At 26.9% G+C, this 18,495-nt stretch carries 22 protein-coding genes and 1 pseudogene; 17 read left to right on the forward strand and 6 right to left on the reverse strand.

Annotation, left to right across the window (positions count from 1 at the left end):
* The first annotated feature begins 5 nt into the window (after positions 1 to 5).
* Entirely contained in the window at positions 6 to 149 is a 144-nt protein-coding gene (locus K5V21_RS01275; protein ID WP_221858468.1) for a hypothetical protein, read from the forward strand.
* Between the two features lie 76 nt (positions 150 to 225).
* Complete coding sequence (locus K5V21_RS01280; protein ID WP_204593331.1) at positions 226 to 501, forward strand: hypothetical protein; 276 nt, start codon at positions 226 to 228, stop codon at positions 499 to 501.
* A 438-nt stretch (positions 502 to 939) separates the two neighbouring features.
* Here the strand turns inward: K5V21_RS01280 and K5V21_RS01285 are convergent, their stop codons facing one another.
* The 3 genes from K5V21_RS01285 to K5V21_RS01295 form a co-directional block, all read right to left on the reverse strand.
* Positions 940 to 1,539, reverse strand: a complete 600-nt coding sequence (locus tag K5V21_RS01285; protein ID WP_221858469.1) for a hypothetical protein — start codon at positions 1,537 to 1,539, stop codon at positions 940 to 942.
* Between the two features lie 40 nt (positions 1,540 to 1,579).
* On the reverse strand, positions 1,580 to 2,188 hold the full coding sequence (locus K5V21_RS01290) for a hypothetical protein (protein ID WP_221858470.1): 609 nt from the start codon (positions 2,186 to 2,188) through the stop codon (positions 1,580 to 1,582).
* Positions 2,189 to 2,291: 103 nt separating this feature from the next.
* Positions 2,292 to 2,513 (reverse strand): hypothetical protein, encoded by a 222-nt coding sequence (locus K5V21_RS01295; protein WP_221858471.1) that lies wholly within the window; start codon positions 2,511 to 2,513, stop codon positions 2,292 to 2,294.
* Between the two features lie 945 nt (positions 2,514 to 3,458).
* Between K5V21_RS01295 and K5V21_RS01300 the strand changes: the two genes are divergently transcribed.
* The 9 genes from K5V21_RS01300 to K5V21_RS01340 all read left to right on the forward strand — a co-directional run bounded on the left by K5V21_RS01300 (position 3,459) and on the right by K5V21_RS01340 (position 10,281).
* Positions 3,459 to 3,680, forward strand: a complete 222-nt coding sequence (locus K5V21_RS01300) for a hypothetical protein (protein WP_221858473.1) — start codon at positions 3,459 to 3,461, stop codon at positions 3,678 to 3,680.
* A gap of 296 nt (positions 3,681 to 3,976) precedes the next feature.
* Positions 3,977 to 4,594: a VanZ family protein gene (locus K5V21_RS01305; RefSeq protein WP_245000597.1), complete on the forward strand. Its 618-nt coding sequence runs from the start codon at positions 3,977 to 3,979 to the stop codon at positions 4,592 to 4,594.
* A 115-nt stretch (positions 4,595 to 4,709) separates the two neighbouring features.
* Positions 4,710 to 5,225, forward strand: a complete 516-nt coding sequence (locus K5V21_RS01310; RefSeq protein WP_221858475.1) for a VanZ family protein — start codon at positions 4,710 to 4,712, stop codon at positions 5,223 to 5,225.
* Positions 5,226 to 5,636: 411 nt separating this feature from the next.
* Positions 5,637 to 6,011, forward strand: coding sequence for a GntR family transcriptional regulator (locus tag K5V21_RS01315; RefSeq protein WP_204593337.1), 375 nt, complete (start codon positions 5,637 to 5,639; stop codon positions 6,009 to 6,011).
* A gap of 3 nt (positions 6,012 to 6,014) precedes the next feature.
* Positions 6,015 to 6,884 (forward strand): ABC transporter ATP-binding protein, encoded by an 870-nt coding sequence (locus tag K5V21_RS01320; protein WP_221858477.1) that lies wholly within the window; start codon positions 6,015 to 6,017, stop codon positions 6,882 to 6,884.
* Positions 6,881 to 7,537, forward strand: a complete 657-nt coding sequence (locus K5V21_RS01325; protein WP_221858479.1) for an ABC-2 transporter permease — start codon at positions 6,881 to 6,883, stop codon at positions 7,535 to 7,537. Before K5V21_RS01320 ends, K5V21_RS01325 begins: the two co-directional genes overlap by 4 nt.
* Positions 7,538 to 8,258: 721 nt before the next feature.
* Positions 8,259 to 9,032, forward strand: a complete 774-nt coding sequence (locus K5V21_RS01330; RefSeq protein ID WP_221858481.1) for a nitroreductase family protein — start codon at positions 8,259 to 8,261, stop codon at positions 9,030 to 9,032.
* Between the two features lie 17 nt (positions 9,033 to 9,049).
* A complete protein-coding gene (locus K5V21_RS01335; RefSeq protein WP_221858482.1) occupies positions 9,050 to 9,415 on the forward strand; it encodes an ArsR/SmtB family transcription factor in 366 nt (121 codons plus the stop codon).
* A 305-nt stretch (positions 9,416 to 9,720) separates the two neighbouring features.
* Positions 9,721 to 10,281 (forward strand): sugar O-acetyltransferase, encoded by a 561-nt coding sequence (locus tag K5V21_RS01340; RefSeq protein ID WP_221858483.1) that lies wholly within the window; start codon positions 9,721 to 9,723, stop codon positions 10,279 to 10,281.
* A gap of 233 nt (positions 10,282 to 10,514) precedes the next feature.
* Here the strand turns inward: K5V21_RS01340 and K5V21_RS01345 are convergent, their stop codons facing one another.
* Entirely contained in the window at positions 10,515 to 11,429 is a 915-nt protein-coding gene (locus K5V21_RS01345) for a DMT family transporter (RefSeq protein ID WP_221858484.1), read from the reverse strand.
* Between the two features lie 168 nt (positions 11,430 to 11,597).
* Between K5V21_RS01345 and K5V21_RS01350 the strand changes: the two genes are divergently transcribed.
* Entirely contained in the window at positions 11,598 to 12,152 is a 555-nt protein-coding gene (locus K5V21_RS01350; protein WP_221858485.1) for a helix-turn-helix domain-containing protein, read from the forward strand.
* A gap of 71 nt (positions 12,153 to 12,223) precedes the next feature.
* Here K5V21_RS01350 and K5V21_RS01355 read toward each other — a convergent pair whose 3' ends face one another.
* The gene (locus K5V21_RS01355; protein WP_221858486.1) at positions 12,224 to 13,654 is read right to left on the reverse strand and encodes a sensor histidine kinase; all 1,431 of its coding nucleotides are present in this window, start codon (positions 13,652 to 13,654) and stop codon (positions 12,224 to 12,226) included.
* Positions 13,614 to 14,312, reverse strand: a complete 699-nt coding sequence (locus K5V21_RS01360) for a response regulator transcription factor (protein WP_245000603.1) — start codon at positions 14,310 to 14,312, stop codon at positions 13,614 to 13,616. Before K5V21_RS01360 ends, K5V21_RS01355 begins: the two co-directional genes overlap by 41 nt.
* Positions 14,313 to 14,552: 240 nt before the next feature.
* Between K5V21_RS01360 and K5V21_RS01365 the strand changes: the two genes are divergently transcribed.
* From K5V21_RS01365 to K5V21_RS19730, 5 genes and pseudogenes are all read left to right on the forward strand, one after another.
* Entirely contained in the window at positions 14,553 to 15,809 is a 1,257-nt protein-coding gene (locus K5V21_RS01365) for an MFS transporter (RefSeq protein ID WP_221858488.1), read from the forward strand.
* Between the two features lie 55 nt (positions 15,810 to 15,864).
* Entirely contained in the window at positions 15,865 to 16,650 is a 786-nt protein-coding gene (gene hdhB, locus K5V21_RS01370) for a 7beta-hydroxysteroid dehydrogenase (RefSeq protein WP_221858491.1), read from the forward strand.
* A 43-nt stretch (positions 16,651 to 16,693) separates the two neighbouring features.
* Positions 16,694 to 17,482 (forward strand): 7alpha-hydroxysteroid dehydrogenase, encoded by a 789-nt coding sequence (gene hdhA, locus K5V21_RS01375; protein WP_221858493.1) that lies wholly within the window; start codon positions 16,694 to 16,696, stop codon positions 17,480 to 17,482.
* Positions 17,483 to 17,552: 70 nt separating this feature from the next.
* A complete protein-coding gene (locus tag K5V21_RS01380) occupies positions 17,553 to 17,993 on the forward strand; it encodes a serine hydrolase domain-containing protein (RefSeq protein ID WP_221858496.1) in 441 nt (146 codons plus the stop codon).
* 164 nt (positions 17,994 to 18,157) lie between these two features.
* Positions 18,158 to 18,333 (forward strand): annotated as a pseudogene (locus K5V21_RS19730) (transposase); the annotation flags it as partial.
* Positions 18,334 to 18,495 lie beyond the last annotated feature (162 nt).

An 18,495-nucleotide genomic window follows, 5' to 3' on the forward strand; every position in this document is an offset into this window, starting at 1 on the left:
GGTATATGATTTTTAAAATTATACTTATTATAGTTTCAATTATTGCACTAATCATGTGTATTAGAGACTATAGAAAGAAAAAGCTTAGTAAAACAGAAGTTATATTGACTATAATTTTTATAATGGTTTCTTTATTTAATTTACGATAATTTATAGATGCAATGCTCAACATACATATCAAGTATACAATATGAAGTAATTAAGATTTAGAATAGGAGAAAAGATATGCTTAAAAATAGATATGTTATATATCCTAAGAATAACTTAACAAACAAAGAGCAGGTTATAGAATGTTGTAAAGATTACTTTACTAATCTAGGATTTTCTATTGAACTAGTAAATAAAGAAGAGACATTTTACTTATATATTAAAATAGATGGTTCCATATTTAAGATGAAATTAGTTTTACAAGGGGCTGGGCTTGTTCAATATAAAGTCCCAATAAGCTCTAATAATATTCCTATAAATGGAGAGCAAGAATTAATTTTAAGTAAGTTATAAAAATTATTAGAGGTGGGAGTTTTTAATGTGAAGAAAAAAGAATTAATGTATATTATATAGTAATTTATATTAATTCTTAGGAGGATATATTTTATGGAAACAATAAAAGAATTTTATAAATTTAAATAGAATGGATTAAAATTTGTATTTCTCACTTTAGTATTTTCTATTGTTACAGGATGCTTAAGTATTCAATCAAACATGATATTTCCTAAGATTATGTATGGAGGATCAGCAATTCTATTTTTGTGTAGTACTATATATACAATTTTTTATTTTATAAGAGAGTTTATTAATCAAAGAAAATAAGTATATAAAAACAAAAGCAACATAATTAAATTATGTTACTTTTATTTATTACAGGAATGCTAAGACTCATCATTTTTTTATAATCTAGGATTTTAAATTTCATATAACTTTTTATCAATATTAGTTATATTAAAAATAAGTAGTAGATTTTTTATTATTAAAATTTTCTTTTATGAGGCTCCTAAAATTTATCAAATCATATTCATTAATTATGAATTTTTTTGATATTATAAAAGAATTATTACGCTCATAATCCCGAAGTCGATTTAAACTTAGGTTATATTTGAAAAAGCTTTCAGGAATAAGTCCTGTTTTTCTTTTTTCTGTAATTACATATATTTTGAATGTAGAATCAGTTTCAGTTATTTTTGATATAGAGTTCCATTTTACAAACAATGATTTAATATCATTGCTTCTTTCTATTCCATGTCGATTGATAGTATATAAATGCTCTTTATTTAAAAAGGATTTAATAAAAGATGTTTTCAATCTTTTCCTTAAAGTCTTATCAGCTATATAGACCAAAAAGCGAAATACTATCCAAAACCAAATAAAATATATTAAAATATTGAATTTCATAAAGCCAAATCTTATTAGTATAAATCCTATTAAATTTGTAAATAGCGCTATATTTACTTTATTGACCATGGTATCATTATCCCAATATTCATTTATATATTCATCTTTATTTAAAGTACCTCTAAATGTAATACTATTTTCATCAGTCATAACTATAACCCCCTAAATTTTATATAGCTTTTGGTCAATATTAGTTATATTTAAAATAAGTAGTAGATTTTTTATTATTAAAATTTTCTTTTATGAGGCTCCTAAAATTTATCAAATCATGTTCATTAATTATGAATTTTTTTGATATTATAAAAGGATTATTACGCTCATAATTCTGAAGTGAATTTAAACCTGGTTTATATGTAAAAAAGCTTATAGGAATAAGTCCTGTTTTTCTTTTTCCTGGAATTACATATATTTTGAATGCAGAATCAGTTTCAGTTATCTTTGATATAGAGTTCCATTTTACAAACAATGATTTAATGTCATTGCTTCTTTCTATTCCATGTTGATTGATAGTATATAAATACTCTTTATTTAAATTGGATTTAAGAAAAGATTTTTTCATTTTTCCCATTAAAGTCTCTTCAAATATAGAAACACCAATGCGAAACGTTAACCAAAGCCAAATAGTATACATTAAAATATTGAATTGCATAAATCCAAAATCCATTAGTGTAAATGCTATTAAATTTATAAATAACACTAGATTTACTTTATTGACCGTGGTACCATTATCCCAATATTCATTTACATATTCATCATTATTTAAAGTATCTCTAAATTTAATACTATTTTCATCAGTCATAACTATAACCCCCTAATTTTTATTGAATTTTATTATTTATTTAATTTTATCTGTGTAAGGTTATCAATATTTAATTATATTGCTTTTATGTACTAAAGGAGTGCTAAGACTCCTCATTTTTTATATTTTTTATTGTAGACTTAACTTTAAATTCAATTAACAATTCTAATCCTACAACAATTATTATTATTTTTACTATATGAATTTCAGGAAATAATATAGAAAAAATAAGCCCACCAATAAAAGGGAAGAGAACAAATTCAATAAATTTTTTTAATATATTCATTTTAGATAGCTCATTAAATAGACCTAAGTATGTCTTCATATAAGTGCATCCTCCTTTGGAAACTTTTGGCTGCTAATTTAGAAGCTGATCCCCATACACCATCAACTATCATGTCATATAGGGATAATAATAATAATAATTTAGTTTTTGATTTTCCCATAACTCTCAATATATCAATAACTTCTAAAAAGTTGTTGGTATTTCCCTCCCTTTCAATAAATAGTCTAATAATTTTACCACATTTTTACATAAAAAGTAAATAGAATAAAAAAAGATGTTCTTAAAATTGTACTCTACAAAAATACTACAATTTCTAAGTAGTTAATAAAGTCTTTTACTTTTAATATAATAAAATTAGCTTTGATGATAATTCTTTATAATGTATAATAAATTATAATTTGTTATATATTGGGGGATATCTTTGTGAGATCAAATAAAAGGTACATAATTTTCAATATAATTAAATTCTTATGTTTTGCAGGTATTGTTATATTATCCTTTGGATATACAGAAATGTCTTTTAAATATTATTTAGTACCCGCATACATTCGTGAATTATACATAATATTTTCTATAATACTTTCTTTTTTTATTGGTGATTTATTTATAAAAATTCTACAAAAAAAGAAATTATTAGTTTTTATAAGTAATATATTATTGTTGTGTATTGTTATAATATTTAGACTTACACTTATGTTTGTAGGGATGAGCTTATGTATTATTTATATGTATATATCTTTTAAACTTAGTATAAAATATTTTATTGACTTTTTTATAAAGGAAAGTAAATTAGTTTATATTGCATTATCATTATTAAATTTCTTTATTTTAGTTTTTATTTGTGAATTTCTATCAATTGGACCATTAGTATAATATTTTAAATTAAAGTTACTTTACAAAATAAACTATATATAACATTAATAAAAAATATATAGTATAATGAAAAAACACTTAAAAAATAATACCTTAAAGAGGAGAATTACAATGAACAACGGACAAGAAAGATTTTTTAATTTTATAATGGATAGAGTAGAAGAGCAAAATCAAGATAAAGCAAAAAAATTACTTAGCGAAAGTTTTGCAAAGCAAGATGAAGGTACTTTCAATGAAGAATACATGGCTACTTTCATTCCGAAAATGCTAGAATTAATAAATCCAGAATTCATTGAAGAAGTAAAAAATATTATGACTAATCATAAAGCATAGAAACATAAAGTTTACTTGTAGATTTAGATAGACTTTTTAAATTAACCACAATATATGTACTGGGAAATAAATTAACCCAAAGTACATATTGTGGTTAATTTTTTTAGTTATTTATATAGTTTTTATATTTTAAAACAATAAATAAATCTATTATGTATTTGTATTTAAGGATTTACATTTGCAGACATAAGAAAAAATTAAGAAATTTAGCAATATTATCTTAATATTAGAAGTATATACTATATTTGTAAGTGATAAGGTTTTAATTGAATAATAAATGAGGAGGTTAAATTATTATGATGAAAAGTTATATAATATCCATGGCATTAGCATTGATTTTAATAACTATTTTAAATATTTGTTTAAATAAAAGTACTAATAATATTAAAGGGAAAATTAAATGGCAGCATTACTTTTTTGGATATCTTTTTATTCTGTACTTAATGATTGCATTAAAAGATGTAGTAGGTTTTCCTTCAATAAGTGATTTGCAAACATCTTTAAAATTAAATAAATCAATATTTAATCCTATTATAAATTTTATTCCTTTTAGCAATGGAATTGAAATTTCAACTATACTTAATATAATATTTTTTATGCCATTTGGATTTTTATTACCTGTTTTATGGAGAAAATTTAGAGGGTTTTTACCTACATTATGTGCAGGGGTAGTATTTTCACTTATCATTGAAATTGGACAATTATTTACTCATCGTGCCTCTGATATTGATGATTTAATAATGAATGTACTAGGAGCTATTTTAGGATGGATTATTTTTATGGCTATGAGTAAAATTTTTTATAAACTGTCTAATAAGACTGCAGCTGAGCCTTCTTCTACGGATAGTATTATTTTTAAATTAGAACCTTATATATACATTGTAATTGCAATTATAAGTACATTTTTAAGCTGAATTATTAAGTGAAGATAATAGCAAGTATAATTTACGCAAAATAGTATTTTCATAACATATAGAAGTTTATATTGTATATTATGATTCATTAGATCTATTGAAAAGGAGTGAGAATGTGAAAAAGAAGATAATTAATAGTTTATTTATGCTAAGTTTTGTTTTTTATATTTTATTTTTGCTGTGGAATATTCTTTTTAAGTATGTTTCACCTATGGAGTTATTTAGTAGTGGAAGATATTTTTCTAGAAGTATTAATTTGATTCCTTTTAATGATATTATTAACGGATATTATAATAGCCTTGATATTTGGGGTAACGTTATCTTGTTTATTCCTTTAGGAATTTATATTAATATATTTTTGAAAAATTCTAAAATAAGCAAAAATATAGTTAAGATAGCAGGAATATCATTATTGTTTGAAGTGTTTCAATATGTATTTGCAATAGGGGCTAGTGATATAACTGATGTAATTACAAATACCTGTGGTGGAATTATTGGAATAGGTTTGTACTTAGTAATTAAGAAGATATTAAAAGATGATAAAAGAGTTAAAACATTTGTGTCTATTTGTAGTACTTTAGTTATGATACCTGTTGCAGTTATTATTTTAGCACTGTTTATTTATAATTAGTTTATTACTTTAAGAATTATGGTTTATAAAATGTTACTTATAAGGTAAAAGTAGATAATAAATTCTATGTATTAAGGATTAACAGTAATCAAAATGAATATCTAGATTTAAGCAGAGAAAAAGAACAAGATGCAAATATTAAAGAATCAAAATTAGGCGTAGCGCCTATTATTTTTTCTACAAGAAATAAGAAGAATTTTTTTATTACTGAATTTATCGAAGGAAAAAGTATAGAAACAGAAAAAATGCATAGTCCAGACTTAATAAAAAGGTGATGAAATACCAAGTATCTATATACTATTTGGCAGACTTGAAATATAGTCTGCTATTTTTATGTCTTGACAGCATGGTATTTATTTCCTATAGTGTACTTGTACGATAAGTACACTACATTACGGAAGGAGGTACTACGTGGAAATTATAATCAGTAGTAATACAAGTAAGCCAATCTACGAGCAAATAACATCACAAATGAAAGCTATGATTATGAGTGGAGAGTTAAAAACAGGTGATCCAATTCCTTCTATGCGTTCACTTGCTAAAACAATTCATGTTAGTGTAATCACGGTTCAAAAGGCTTATGAAGACTTGACACGAGATGGTTTTATTGAAACCTCCGTTGGAAGAGGAAGCTTTGTAGCTGCTCAGAATAAAGATTTCATACAAGAAGAGCGGCAAAAACAAGTTGAAGAGCATTTAATGATAGCGGCTGATATTGCTCGTACCAATGGTATTAAGTTAGAAAAAATAACAGAACTACTTAAAATATTCTATGAGGAGAATTAATAAATGGATTATGCTTTAAAAGTTGAAAACCTTTGTAAGGTTTATGAAAATACGGATTTCAAATTAGATAATGTGACTTTTAGTATCCCTAAAGGCTCCATTTTGGGGTTTGTGGGGAAAAATGGTGCTGGAAAAAGCACCACAATTAATTCAATTTTAAATATTATTAAAAAGGATAGTGGAACAGTAAAATTTTTTGGTTGCGATATGAGTGATGATATCACTTCTATTAAAGAAGACATTGGTGTTGTATTTGATACAGTTAATTTTCACGAAGATTTAACTGCTAAAAATATAGAAAAGATTTTGTCGGACATCTATAAAAATTGGGATAAAGATTTATTTTTTTCATATCTTGAAAAATTCAAAATTCCGAGTAATAAAAAGATAAAAACATTTTCTCGTGGTATGACTATGAAATTATCAATCAGTATTGCTCTTTCTCATAAAGCTAGATTACTAATTTTAGATGAAGCTACAGCTGGTCTTGACCCAGTTATAAGAGAAGAAATTCTGGATACATTTTTAGATTTTGTGGAAGATGAGAATAACTCTATTTTAATATCATCTCATATATCCAGTGATCTTGAAAAAATTGCTGATTATATTGTGGTTATTGATAATGGTAAAGTTATTTTAATGGAAAGTAAAGATACTTTAATTTATGATTATGGTATTGCCCGTATGAAACGAAATGATTTTGATAAACTTCAAAAATCTGAATATATTTCTTACAGGAAAAGAGGCTTACAGATTGAGGTTTTAATTTCGGATAAAATTAGTTTCTCAAAAAAATATCCAAATGTTACTTTAGATGTAACAAGCATTGATGAAATTTTACCACTTATTACGAAAGGAGAACAAACAAAATGAAAGGTTTAATAAGAAATAATTTCTATTCAGTTGGTAGTTCTTTAAGATGGACAATAGCTTTTTGCATTGTTGTAAATGTTGCGGTTATAATTGGAGCAATGCGATTTCCAAGCAATGACGGCTTTTTATCAATATTGATGATTGGACAAATAGGGGCTTTTGTAGGTTTAACTGGCACTGCACTTCAAAAGGATAACACTTCAAAATGGAGTAAATATGAAAAAACTTTACCAGTAAAAATACGTAATGTTGTAATGGCAAGATACATTTCCTTTTTAATTTTTTCTGTTATAGGAATTTTACTTGCCACATTAACTGTAGTATTATTCTCTGTTATTTCAGCTCAACCAACGAACCTTGAAGGAGTAGGCTATGGATATAGTTTTGGAATTATATTTGCTCTTTTAGTTCCAGCATTTTTATATCCATTAGTATTAAAATTCGGAGCAGATAAATCAGAGATAATGCTATGTATTTCCGTTGCAATTACTCTATGTTTATTTAATGCTGGAAGTAAAATTTTAACACCATACTTGATTGAACTAAACAATCCCAATATGGTTTATAGAATAGCTTGTATTGTTATTAGTGTGGTAATATTTATATCTTCTTATTTTATCTCTCTTGCTATATATAAGCGAAAAGAATTTTAAGTTATTATTATTAGAACACCTTCATATTTATTAAGAAGAAGTGCTAATCTTTGCAGGATGTGGCACTTTTTTTCTTTACTTTTAACTTCTATATCAAGACAAAGAAATTTAATCTTAATTTTAAAATTATTTATTAAAAAATTATGTTTTAGAATTAATCTAATGACATAAATAACTGATATACACTTTATAAAAGTATTAAACATATCCAACACCATTCACTAGCTATGGCGAAATAGTTCACCATTAGCCAAGGAGGAGAAAATGCAAAAACCTCACTTACTACTGATACTGAGAATTGTATCACAAATAAGTGAGGTTTTCTTGCAAAGTGATTACAAGACTAGGATTATAGGGTTTTAAACTATAAAAATACCATATTATAAGTAAGGTATGACTATTGGAAAATTGAAAGGCAACTGTAAATTTGCAAAGCATGTTTTAGATAGATTAGATAAAGGCTTAGTAACATTATAGTTTCTGGTCACTATAGCTTCTAGTCACTAGAAATAAACTAATATACTTTACTATGATAGATTTTTATTCTGCTAGTAAATCGTATTATTAAAATATTATTTTATAGTATTTGATAAGTGATTAAAGACCTAAATATTAATTTTAAATTTAAGTAATGGTAATCAATTTCTTTACCAATGAACAAAAAGAATATCTATTTGCTATAATGGTTTAAACAAATGAACGGAAGGTAGGAAATATATTTATGAAAGATCATATTATTCAAGTAGATAAAAATCTTTGTATTGGTTGTGGGCTTTGCAGTGGTGATTGTCCAGTAAATAATATTATCATTAAAGAAAAAAAAGCAGTAATTAAAAATCAGGATTGTATTAAGTGTGGACATTGCGAAGCTATTTGTCCTAAAGCTGCTATTACTTTAACTGGATTTAGTGAAAAAACAATGGAAATTACAGAAGAATCTACACTAAATCCAAAGGATTTATTAATGGCACTTAAAACTAGAAGGACTATTCGTAAGTTTAAGGATAGAGAAGTTCCTTTGGAAATTATACAGCAAATTATTGAGGCAGGAAGAGTAACTCCAAGTGCTAAAAATGCTCAAAATGTATCATATATTGTTTTAGGTAAAGATAAAGGAAAGTACGAGGAAGTTGCAGTAAAATTTTTCAGAAAAATTCAAGGCTTTGCAAAACTTTGGATGAAAGATGCAAGAGAAGTTACCATTGATGATAATTTCTTTTTTAAGAAAGCACCTGTTGCAATTATGGTAGTAACTAAGGATAAAGTTAGTGGTTCTCTTGCAGCAGGCAATATGGCTTTAATGGCAGAATCTTATGGCTTAGGAGTATTGTATAGTGGATTCTTTACAAGTGTAGCAAACTATTCAAGAAAGTTACGTAGAATTTTAAACTTAAAACATGGGGATAATGTAGTAACAACTTTGGTAATTGGATACCCAAATGTGAAATATAGAAGAACCACTAAAAAAGAGGAAGCTATGGTTAGATATTTATAAAGGTTAGGAGAACAAGTATGGAAAATGAATGTAAAGAACGATTAGAAGAAATAGCATCAAAATTTAAAATCTGCGGCGAAGCTATTCAGGCCATAGGAGATGAAACTAGACAATTAATTTTGCTTACTCTTTTAGAAAGTGATTTTAATGGAATAAGAGTAGGAGAAATTTCAAAGAAAACGCATCTTTCTAGACCTGCTGTATCTCATCATTTGCAAATATTAAAGAGAGCAGAAATTGTAAATGTTCGTAAAGAAGGAACAAAAAATTATTACTATCTTGATTCAAATGAATCTCAATGGAAAAATATAAGAGAACTAATAAACCTTGTATTTGTAGGAATACAGCATATTAGTGAAGATGATAAAAGAAAAGAGGAATAAGCTGTAATTAGTAAGATAGGTGAAAGCTTATCTTCTTTTTTATATAAATATATGATCAAAACTTGAATTTGAAATAATCTTAATTATATTGTATAAGAAAAAGTTTAAGCTTTTTTATGTAGGATACAGGGAAATTTATCATAAGTAAAAATATTAAGGGAATAAGAGTAGTTTTTTATTGATTTGGAGTTAACTCTAAGTGATATAATCAATTTATATATTGATTATAAAGGCAGAATAGAGTTATTAATAAAGTCTACTATATGGTATACACATAGCGATATTTGACAATTAAGGGGGATATAATGAGTAGAGAGTTATTAGAGAAGATACAAACAAGAGAGTTTATTTCACATGAGGAACCAATATTTATTGAAATTAATAAAATTCTTGAAAATACTTTAAAATTAACAAATGAATTAAATTCAGGGTATAAAACACCTGAAGAAATCAGAAATATATTATCAAAAATCACTGGTAGTAAAATTGATAGTTCTATACAAGTATTAACGCCATTTAACACAGATTTTGGAGCTAATATTAGATTAGGCAAAGGAGTATTTATTAATAAGTCCTGTATGTTTGTTGATTTAGGTGGTATTGAATTAGAAGATAATGTTCTTATTGGGCCTGACGTAAAAATATTATCAGTTAATCACCCACTAGATCCTAAAAATAGACGTGGTGTTATTCTAAAGAGCGTAAAAATCAGAAGTAATGCGTGGCTTGGGTCAGGAGTAACGGTTTGCCCAGGAGTAACAATTGGAGAGAATTCTGTTATTGGAGCAGGTTCAGTTGTAACTAAAGATGTACCTAGTAATACTGTATATGCTGGGGTTCCAGCTAAGTTTATTAAAAGTATATAATTAAAATAAAATTTAAATAAGGAATGACTAGAAGGAAGTATGAAGTTAATAGATGCAAAGAAAATTATTAGGGAAGAAAATGGATTCCGTAATATTATATGTGGTACATCAAGGTTAATATATGAAAACAAGACTCTTAGATAAAATTGAATATTGCAAAAATATAATTAATAATGACTGGCTATTGATAGCCAGTCATTATTAATTTAAAGCATATTTAAATAAGAACATATCTAATTAGATAGACTGTTCAAAATCATACCAATAATAATTAGAATCAGACCTAATATTGCAATAGGACTTGGAATTGCCTCTTTTAGAATAAGTACACTTCCTAGAACAGTAAAGATTACTTCGCCAGCTTGAGTAGATTCAATAATAGCTAAATTATATTGGTTATTACTTACTAAATCTGTTGCTTTAAAAAATAATACTGTTGCAATTACTCCAGAGAATATAGATACGATTAATGATTGAATAATTTGTCCAGTGCTTGGTAGTCCAATAGAAGCAATGCCAAAGGTAGATAGTATTAACCAAAAAGGAATGCTACATAATGTCATTCCAAAAACTCTATCAATTGTATTTAACTTATTGTCACATACCTTAATCATCATTCTATTACCTAGAGGATAAGCAAATGCTGCTAGTGTTACAGGAAGTACGGCTAATAAACATTCTGCAAAAGAAATAGATTTTGCTTCTTCAAATTGCATTAAAAATACTCCAAATAGTATTATAGAAGATATAAATAAGAATTTTTTAGAAAGCTTGTATTTTTTTTTAGTAGTTTTATCTTTAAAAAATGGAGCCATTAAAGCACCTGTAATTATTGTTATTTGCCATGTACCAGCTACAAGCCATGAAGCACCATATTGAGATGCAAAGCTTAAAGGGGCATAAAATAATCCAAAACCAACAGTGCTCCAAAGTATCCATGATGAAGGAGCTTTTTTTATTTCTTTTATTACTGTAGTTAGTCTTTTATTAAGTAATGTAATAATAAATAATATAGGAAGCATGAATAAATATCGTAGAGAAGAACTCCAAATCCAACTTCCACCTGAAATATTCATTTGGCTATTAAGTATAAATGTAAATGAAAAAAAGAATGAAGCGACAATACCTAAAGTAAATGCTTTTCTCATTTTTATCCTCCTTATGTCAATATAGTAAATATATAATATAGCTAATTTAGTATGCTATATTATATAATATATGTTATATTATATAAAGACGATAGCATTTTTGCAACTGTTATATAATAAAAAAGTATGTTATAACATACAAAAGCAGATATGGTAAGGAGTAGAAGTATGGAAAATTTAAATTTACTTATAGGAAAAAAGCTTAAAGAAATAAGGAATAGCAGAAATTTAAGTTTAGATGAAGTTAGTAAATTAACTAATGTTAGTAAAGCTATGTTAGGACAAATAGAAAGAGGGCAGTCTAATCCAACAGTATCTACGTTATGGAAAATTGCTACAGGGTTAAAAGTATCATTTTCAATTTTTATAGAAGAGAATCAAGATGAGTTAATGATAGTGAATAAAGATGAGATTATACCAATTATTGAAAGTGATGAAAAGATGAGATTATATCCAATATTCCCCTTTGACGCTAATAAGGGGTTTGAAATATTTACAATAGAGCTAGAGAGCGGGTGTCATCATATTTCAGCGCCACATTCAGATAGTGTAGAAGAGTACATAATCGTAACAGAAGGACAAATAGTAATGAATATAGGTGGAAATGATTATGTATTAGATAAAGGGAAATCAATAAAATTTATAGCTAATAAGTCTCATGAGTATAAAAATATTACAAGTAATAAATCAGTATTTCAAAATATTATTATATATGAAAAATAGAAAAACATAATTAAATTAATATATAAAAAGAGGTCTAGAATATAGACCTCTTTTTAATTATTCTTTATTGTTTATAAAGGAAGCTTTATAGTGAATTCAGCACCAATATCAGTATTATTAGCACTAATTTCTCCATTAATATAAGTAATTGCAGATTTAGCTATAGGTAATCCTAAGCCGAATTTTCCACCCTTACCTTTATAAAATCTAGAAAACATGTTTTTTAAATCGTCTTCATCAAAACCTTTGCCATCATCACTTATTTTTATATTTATATAAGAATCATCTAATTGAGCAGATATGATAACAACTTTATTTGCATATCTTAAACAGTTAGATAACAGATTTAGAATAACTTTAGATAATAAATACTCATCAGTATGTATTAGAATATTTTTAGGGCAATCAATTAAAATTTCTAAATCATCTTTATATGTTAAGCCTACTAATCTATTTGAATAATCTTTAAGGACATCATATAAATTTAAGTATTCTAACTTCAATTCAAAATCATAAGTATCTAATTTTGAAAGTTCTAAAAGACGTTCTACTATTGCATTAAGTCTCTTGCTCTCAGCTATAATAATATCAGTTGGAGTATCTAAATCATCAAATACACCATATTTAATTCCTTCAGCATATCCTTGAATAGACATTAAAGGAGTCCTTAATTCATGTGAAGCATTTTGAAAAGCCGTCTTTTGAGATGAATAATATTTTTCAAGTCTATAAACCATATGGCTTATGTTTTCATTAAGTTCAATGATTTCTTTTATATTATTATCATCTTTTAATGGTTTATAATGTCCATTTGCAATATCTTTTGTAATATTAGAAAGCTCCTTAATAGGTTTTGATAAAGATATAGCCATAAAATGAGAGAGAACTATAGATATTAGGGTCGTTAAAGCTAAAATTATTATCATTGTATAATCAAGTGGCTTAAGAAAAGAATCAATTATATCTTTAGATAGATATATTAATAGATAGTCCTCTTTATAAATATCAGTTTTAATTATTGAAGCATAATAACTATTATTATTTGAGTAAAGTTTTAAAATTTTATTTTTATTACTTTGATTTTTAAAGTCAATTGAAGTAAAAGCTTGATTTAATAAATCATTAGTTAGGTCAGATGTAATATTATCATGTGGGTACAAGACCTTAGAGGAACTATTAAATAATGCTATATGAATACCAGACATTAATTTAGAATCATTAATTTCATTACTCAATATATCAATTAAATCCTTAAATTTTTCTTCAGGAGATATGTCCTTATCAATAACATCTTGATTATATTTACTTTCAATTGTATTTGTTAAATCTAGTAGGTTAGTATTAATATACATTTCAATATCAGGAGATACTGCTAATTTAAAAAGAATGTAAATTATAAATGAGGATAATATTGATACTATTAATAAGAAACTAAGAATCTTGTATCTTATACTTACTGGCTTATTTTTCATAGCTATCATTTTGTATAATTCTAAAACCATATCCTCTCAAAGTTTGAATAGTTATATTAGCATTAAATAATAATAATTTTTTTCTTAGTCTTTTTACAGTATCATCTGTTGCTCTAGTATCTATAGTATCTGAATTAAAGTTCCATATTTTTCTTAAGAGTTCATGTCTACTTATAGCACGATCAGAGTTTTTAATAAGGTAAATTATAAATGACAGTTCTGTAGGTGTTAAATTGATTTCTTCACCATTGATAGTAGCTATACGTTTCCTTTCATCAATTATTAGATTACCAAAAGTTAAATTAGCAGGGCTTGTTTTATCTACTTGATCAAGATCAATTCTTCTAAAAATAGCTTTAATTCTTGCTAATAGCTCTAGTGGTGAGAATGGTTTAGTTATATAGTCATCACAGCCAATATTAATAGCTGTTACTTTATCAATTTCACTACCAAGTGCAGAAACAATAATTATTGGTACAGAGCTTAATTTACGAAGTAAAGAACAAATTGTTATTCCATCAATATCCTGTAACATTACATCCAAAATAACTAAATCAGCAGGAGTTTTATAAAACTCCTGAAGTAAATCTGAACCTATATTAAATGATTTTACTATAAAGCCATCCTTTTCAAGAAATGATTTTATAAGTGCACATATATTTTCTTCATCATCCACTAAATATATCATCTTTTTCAATATATCACCTCTAAATTGCATAAATTTGTTAAACATAATTATAGCATATTATAAAGAGTAAAATCATGAATTAGTCACCTGCTTTATTGATTATTAAAAAGATATGTAAATGCCACAAAGTTGCCACAGTTATTCGTTTGTTTTGCCGTAGCTAGTTAGATAGAATAAAAACAATCTAACAAGAACTTTTAAATATTTAATAAAAGAAATTACAAAGTGGGGGAAATAACAATGGAAAATAAAAAGGGTTTTTATGGCTGGAAAGTTGCCACGGGATCATTCTTTATAATGGCAATGCCTTTTGCAGTAATATTTTTAGCACATTCAATATTTCTTAAGCCAGTTACAGAGGCATTAGGATTCTCAGCAACTCAATTCTCATTAGTGTTTACAATTGTGGCAATAGCAACAGCGTTAACATCACCAGTAATGGGTAAATTATTGAAAAAGTATGATATTAGATATGTTATGGCTATAAGTGGTGGGATAGTATCAATAGCATTTGGTGCATTTGGACTAGCAACTGAATTATGGCAATTTTACATATTGGCTGCAATAGTTGGGGTGTCAGCTACAGGAATTACTCAAATTCCAATTTCTAAGATAATTACTAACTGGTTCCCGTCAAAGAAGAAAGGCGTAGCTACAGGGATAGCTTTTGCAGGAGGGAATGTAGGATCATTTTTAACTATAATAATAATTTCTAATTTAATACCAACTATAGGATATGAAAAATGTTACTTTATCCTAGGTGGAATTATGTTAGTAATAACAGTATTGGTTTCATTATTTGTAATTAAAGGAAAACCAGCAGATAAGGGGCAGCTTCCATATGGTTATGAGGAAAAATTAGCAAAATCAAACTCTAAAAGAGCACCTAAAAAGGAAGCACAAGGATATACATTAAAAGAAGCTATGGGTACAAATATATTTTGGATTTTTATAGCAGCAATAATTTTGCTAGGGGTAGTATTTGCAGGAGTACAAATGCATATTCCAAGCTATATGCAAAGTATAGGTCATAGTGCTAGTTTTGCATCTACAGTAACTTCAATTGTTGCAATTGTAGGTATAGTTTCTAACGTATTAATAGGCGCATTATTAGAGAAAGCTGGATTAAAAAAAGGAATGACTACTGTTGGAATATTCATGGTAATCGCAATAATATGTTTGCTATTAGGTAAAGTTTCAACTCTTGCAATATTATTTGCAGTATTGTTTGGTATGTTTGCAGCTATAGCAGCAATGGGACCATCATATTTAACAAGTGAAATGTTTGGCAGAAAGGACTATGGAACAGTATTAGGTGTAGTTATGATGTTCTTCCAGCTTGGAGGCGCTATAGGCCCTACATTATCAGGATTTATCTTTGATGTTACTGGAGAATACAAAATAACTTGGATGATATTTATCGTATTATTAGTTATAACTTTTGGTACATTCTTAGTAGCAATTAATATTGCAAATAAAAAGAAAGCAGCAAGATAAGTACTACTTATCTTGATTACTTAATAAATTATTGTGAATTTAGGAGGATTTAGATATGAATTTTAGAGAAAAATATGGACAATGGGGAATTGTTTTAGGGGCAACAGAAGGAATTGGTAAAGCTAGTGCTTTTGAATTAGCTAAAAGAGGGATGGATGTTATTTTAGTTGGAAGAAGAAAAGAAGCATTAGAAGAGTTAGCTAAGGCAATACATGAAGAAACAGGAAAAGAAATCAGAGTATTACCACAAGATTTATCTGAATATGATGCTGCAGAAAGATTAATAGAAGCAACTAAAGATTTAGATATGGGAGTCATTGAGTATGTTGCATGTCTACATGCAATGGGACAATATAATAAAGTTGACTACGCTAAATATGAACAAATGTATAGAGTTAATATAAGAACATTCTCAAAATTATTACATCACTATATAGGTGAATTCAAAGAAAGAGATAGAGGTGCATTCATAACAATAGGATCTTTATCAGGATGGACATCATTACCATTCTGTGCAGAATATGCAGCAGAAAAAGCTTATATGATGACAGTAACAGAAGGAGTTGCTTACGAATGTGCAAATACTAATGTTGACGTAATGCTTTTATCAGCGGGTTCAACAATCACACCTACTTGGTTAAAAAATAAACCATCAGATCCTAAGGCGGTTGCAGCAGCAATGTATCCAGAAGATGTTATAAAAGATGGATTTGAACAATTAGGAAAGAAATTTACTTATTTAGCTGGAGAGTTAAATAGAGAAAAAATGAAGGAAAATAATGCAATGGATAGAAATGATTTAATTGCAAAACTAGGAAAAATGTTTGATCATATGGCATAAAACTTATATTTGTAATAGATATATTATTTAAGGAGTGAACATAATGAAAAGATTAGAAGGAAAAGTCGCAATAGTAACATCATCTACTAGAGGAATAGGACGTGCATCTGCAGAAGCATTAGCAAAAGAAGGTGCTTTAGTATATCTAGCAGCACGTTCAGAGGAATTAGCTAATGAAGTTATAGCAGATATAAAAAAGCAAGGTGGAGTAGCTAAGTTTGTTTACTTTAATGCTAGAGAAGAAGAAACTTACACTTCAATGGTAGAAAAAGTTGCTGAAGCTGAAGGCAGGATAGATATATTAGTTAATAACTACGGTGGAACAAATGTTAATTTAGATAAGAACTTAACTGCTGGAGATACAGATGAATTCTTTAGAATATTAAAAGATAACGTTCAAAGTGTATACTTACCAGCAAAAGCTGCTATACCACATATGGAAAAAGTAGGCGGTGGAAGCATAGTTAATATCTCAACTATAGGATCAGTTGTTCCAGATATATCAAGAATAGCTTACTGTGTATCAAAATCCGCTATAAACTCTTTAACTCAAAACATAGCATTACAATATGCAAGAAAGAATATCAGATGTAATGCAGTATTACCTGGTTTAATAGGAACTAGAGCAGCACTCGAAAATATGACTGATGAATTTAGAGACTCATTCTTAGGACATGTTCCTTTAAATAGAGTAGGAAGACCAGAAGATATAGCAAATGCAGTTTTATACTATGCCTCTGATGATTCAGGTTATGTAACAGGAATGATTCATGAAGTTGCAGGAGGTTTTGCATTAGGAACTCCTCAATATTCAGAATACTGTCCAAGATAAATTAAGGCATATATTAAATTTGGCAAGGATAAATTATCTTTGCCAAATATTTCATATCAGAGTTATAAGGATGAAGCTAAGCGGTTATTTTAGTATGGACATGTTACCTAAAAACTGTGCTTATGGATACGAAGAAAATAGTGATGCTACTTTAAAAGCTAATATATTTTCGATCCCAATAGTTGGCGGAGGAGATGGTGGAGTTTTTGTAACAGCCAATTATATAAGTAAGCTATGGGATGGGTTATTAAATTATAAATTATTAAATAAGGATATTACTAATGAATTATTGACCCCACAAGTATATGTTAATTACGACGTATACTATGGTTATGGTATTTATATAGTAAAAAGAGATGATAGTATTTATAAATACTCTATAATTGGTGGAGATCCTGGTGTTAGCTTTGAGTCAACAGTATATCCTAATAAAGAAATTGAGGTAACTATACTAGGAAATAGAAAATTTAGTACCTATGAATTATTAATGGAAATAGAAAATATAAATTAGATAATTAACAAATTTAAGGTTTTCAATATATAACCAAATTTCAATTTGCTGTAAAGATTAAAGGATATAATGTAACTCACTATATCCTTTAATCTTATATTTTTTATTCAATTTCTTTACACTCAAACTTTTCTTTTGCTCTTTCAATGGCAGCATGTAAATTTCCTTTTTTAGATGAATTTAAAGACAGATTAGAATTAATGTTTTTACCAGCATATAGTCCTGAACTTAATTTGATAGAGGGTTTATTGGGATGGTTAAAGTCTTCTGTAATAAACAATGTATTCTTTTTGCCTCCTTACCCAAGGTAAGAGTTGAGGTAAATAATTTCATAGAATAAATAAATAAATAAAGTTCTCACACAAACTATAGACAAGTTATATGTTAAAATGTGGAAACTTTATTGGGATATATATAATATTGGATAAATAACAAAAGAATAGGAGGTACTTAAAGTAAAACATATAATATTAAACTATATATGCAAAATAAAAGAAAAGAG

The organism is Clostridium sardiniense, from assembly GCF_019753795.1.
Taxonomy (GTDB): Bacteria; Bacillota; Clostridia; order Clostridiales; family Clostridiaceae; genus Clostridium; species Clostridium sardiniense.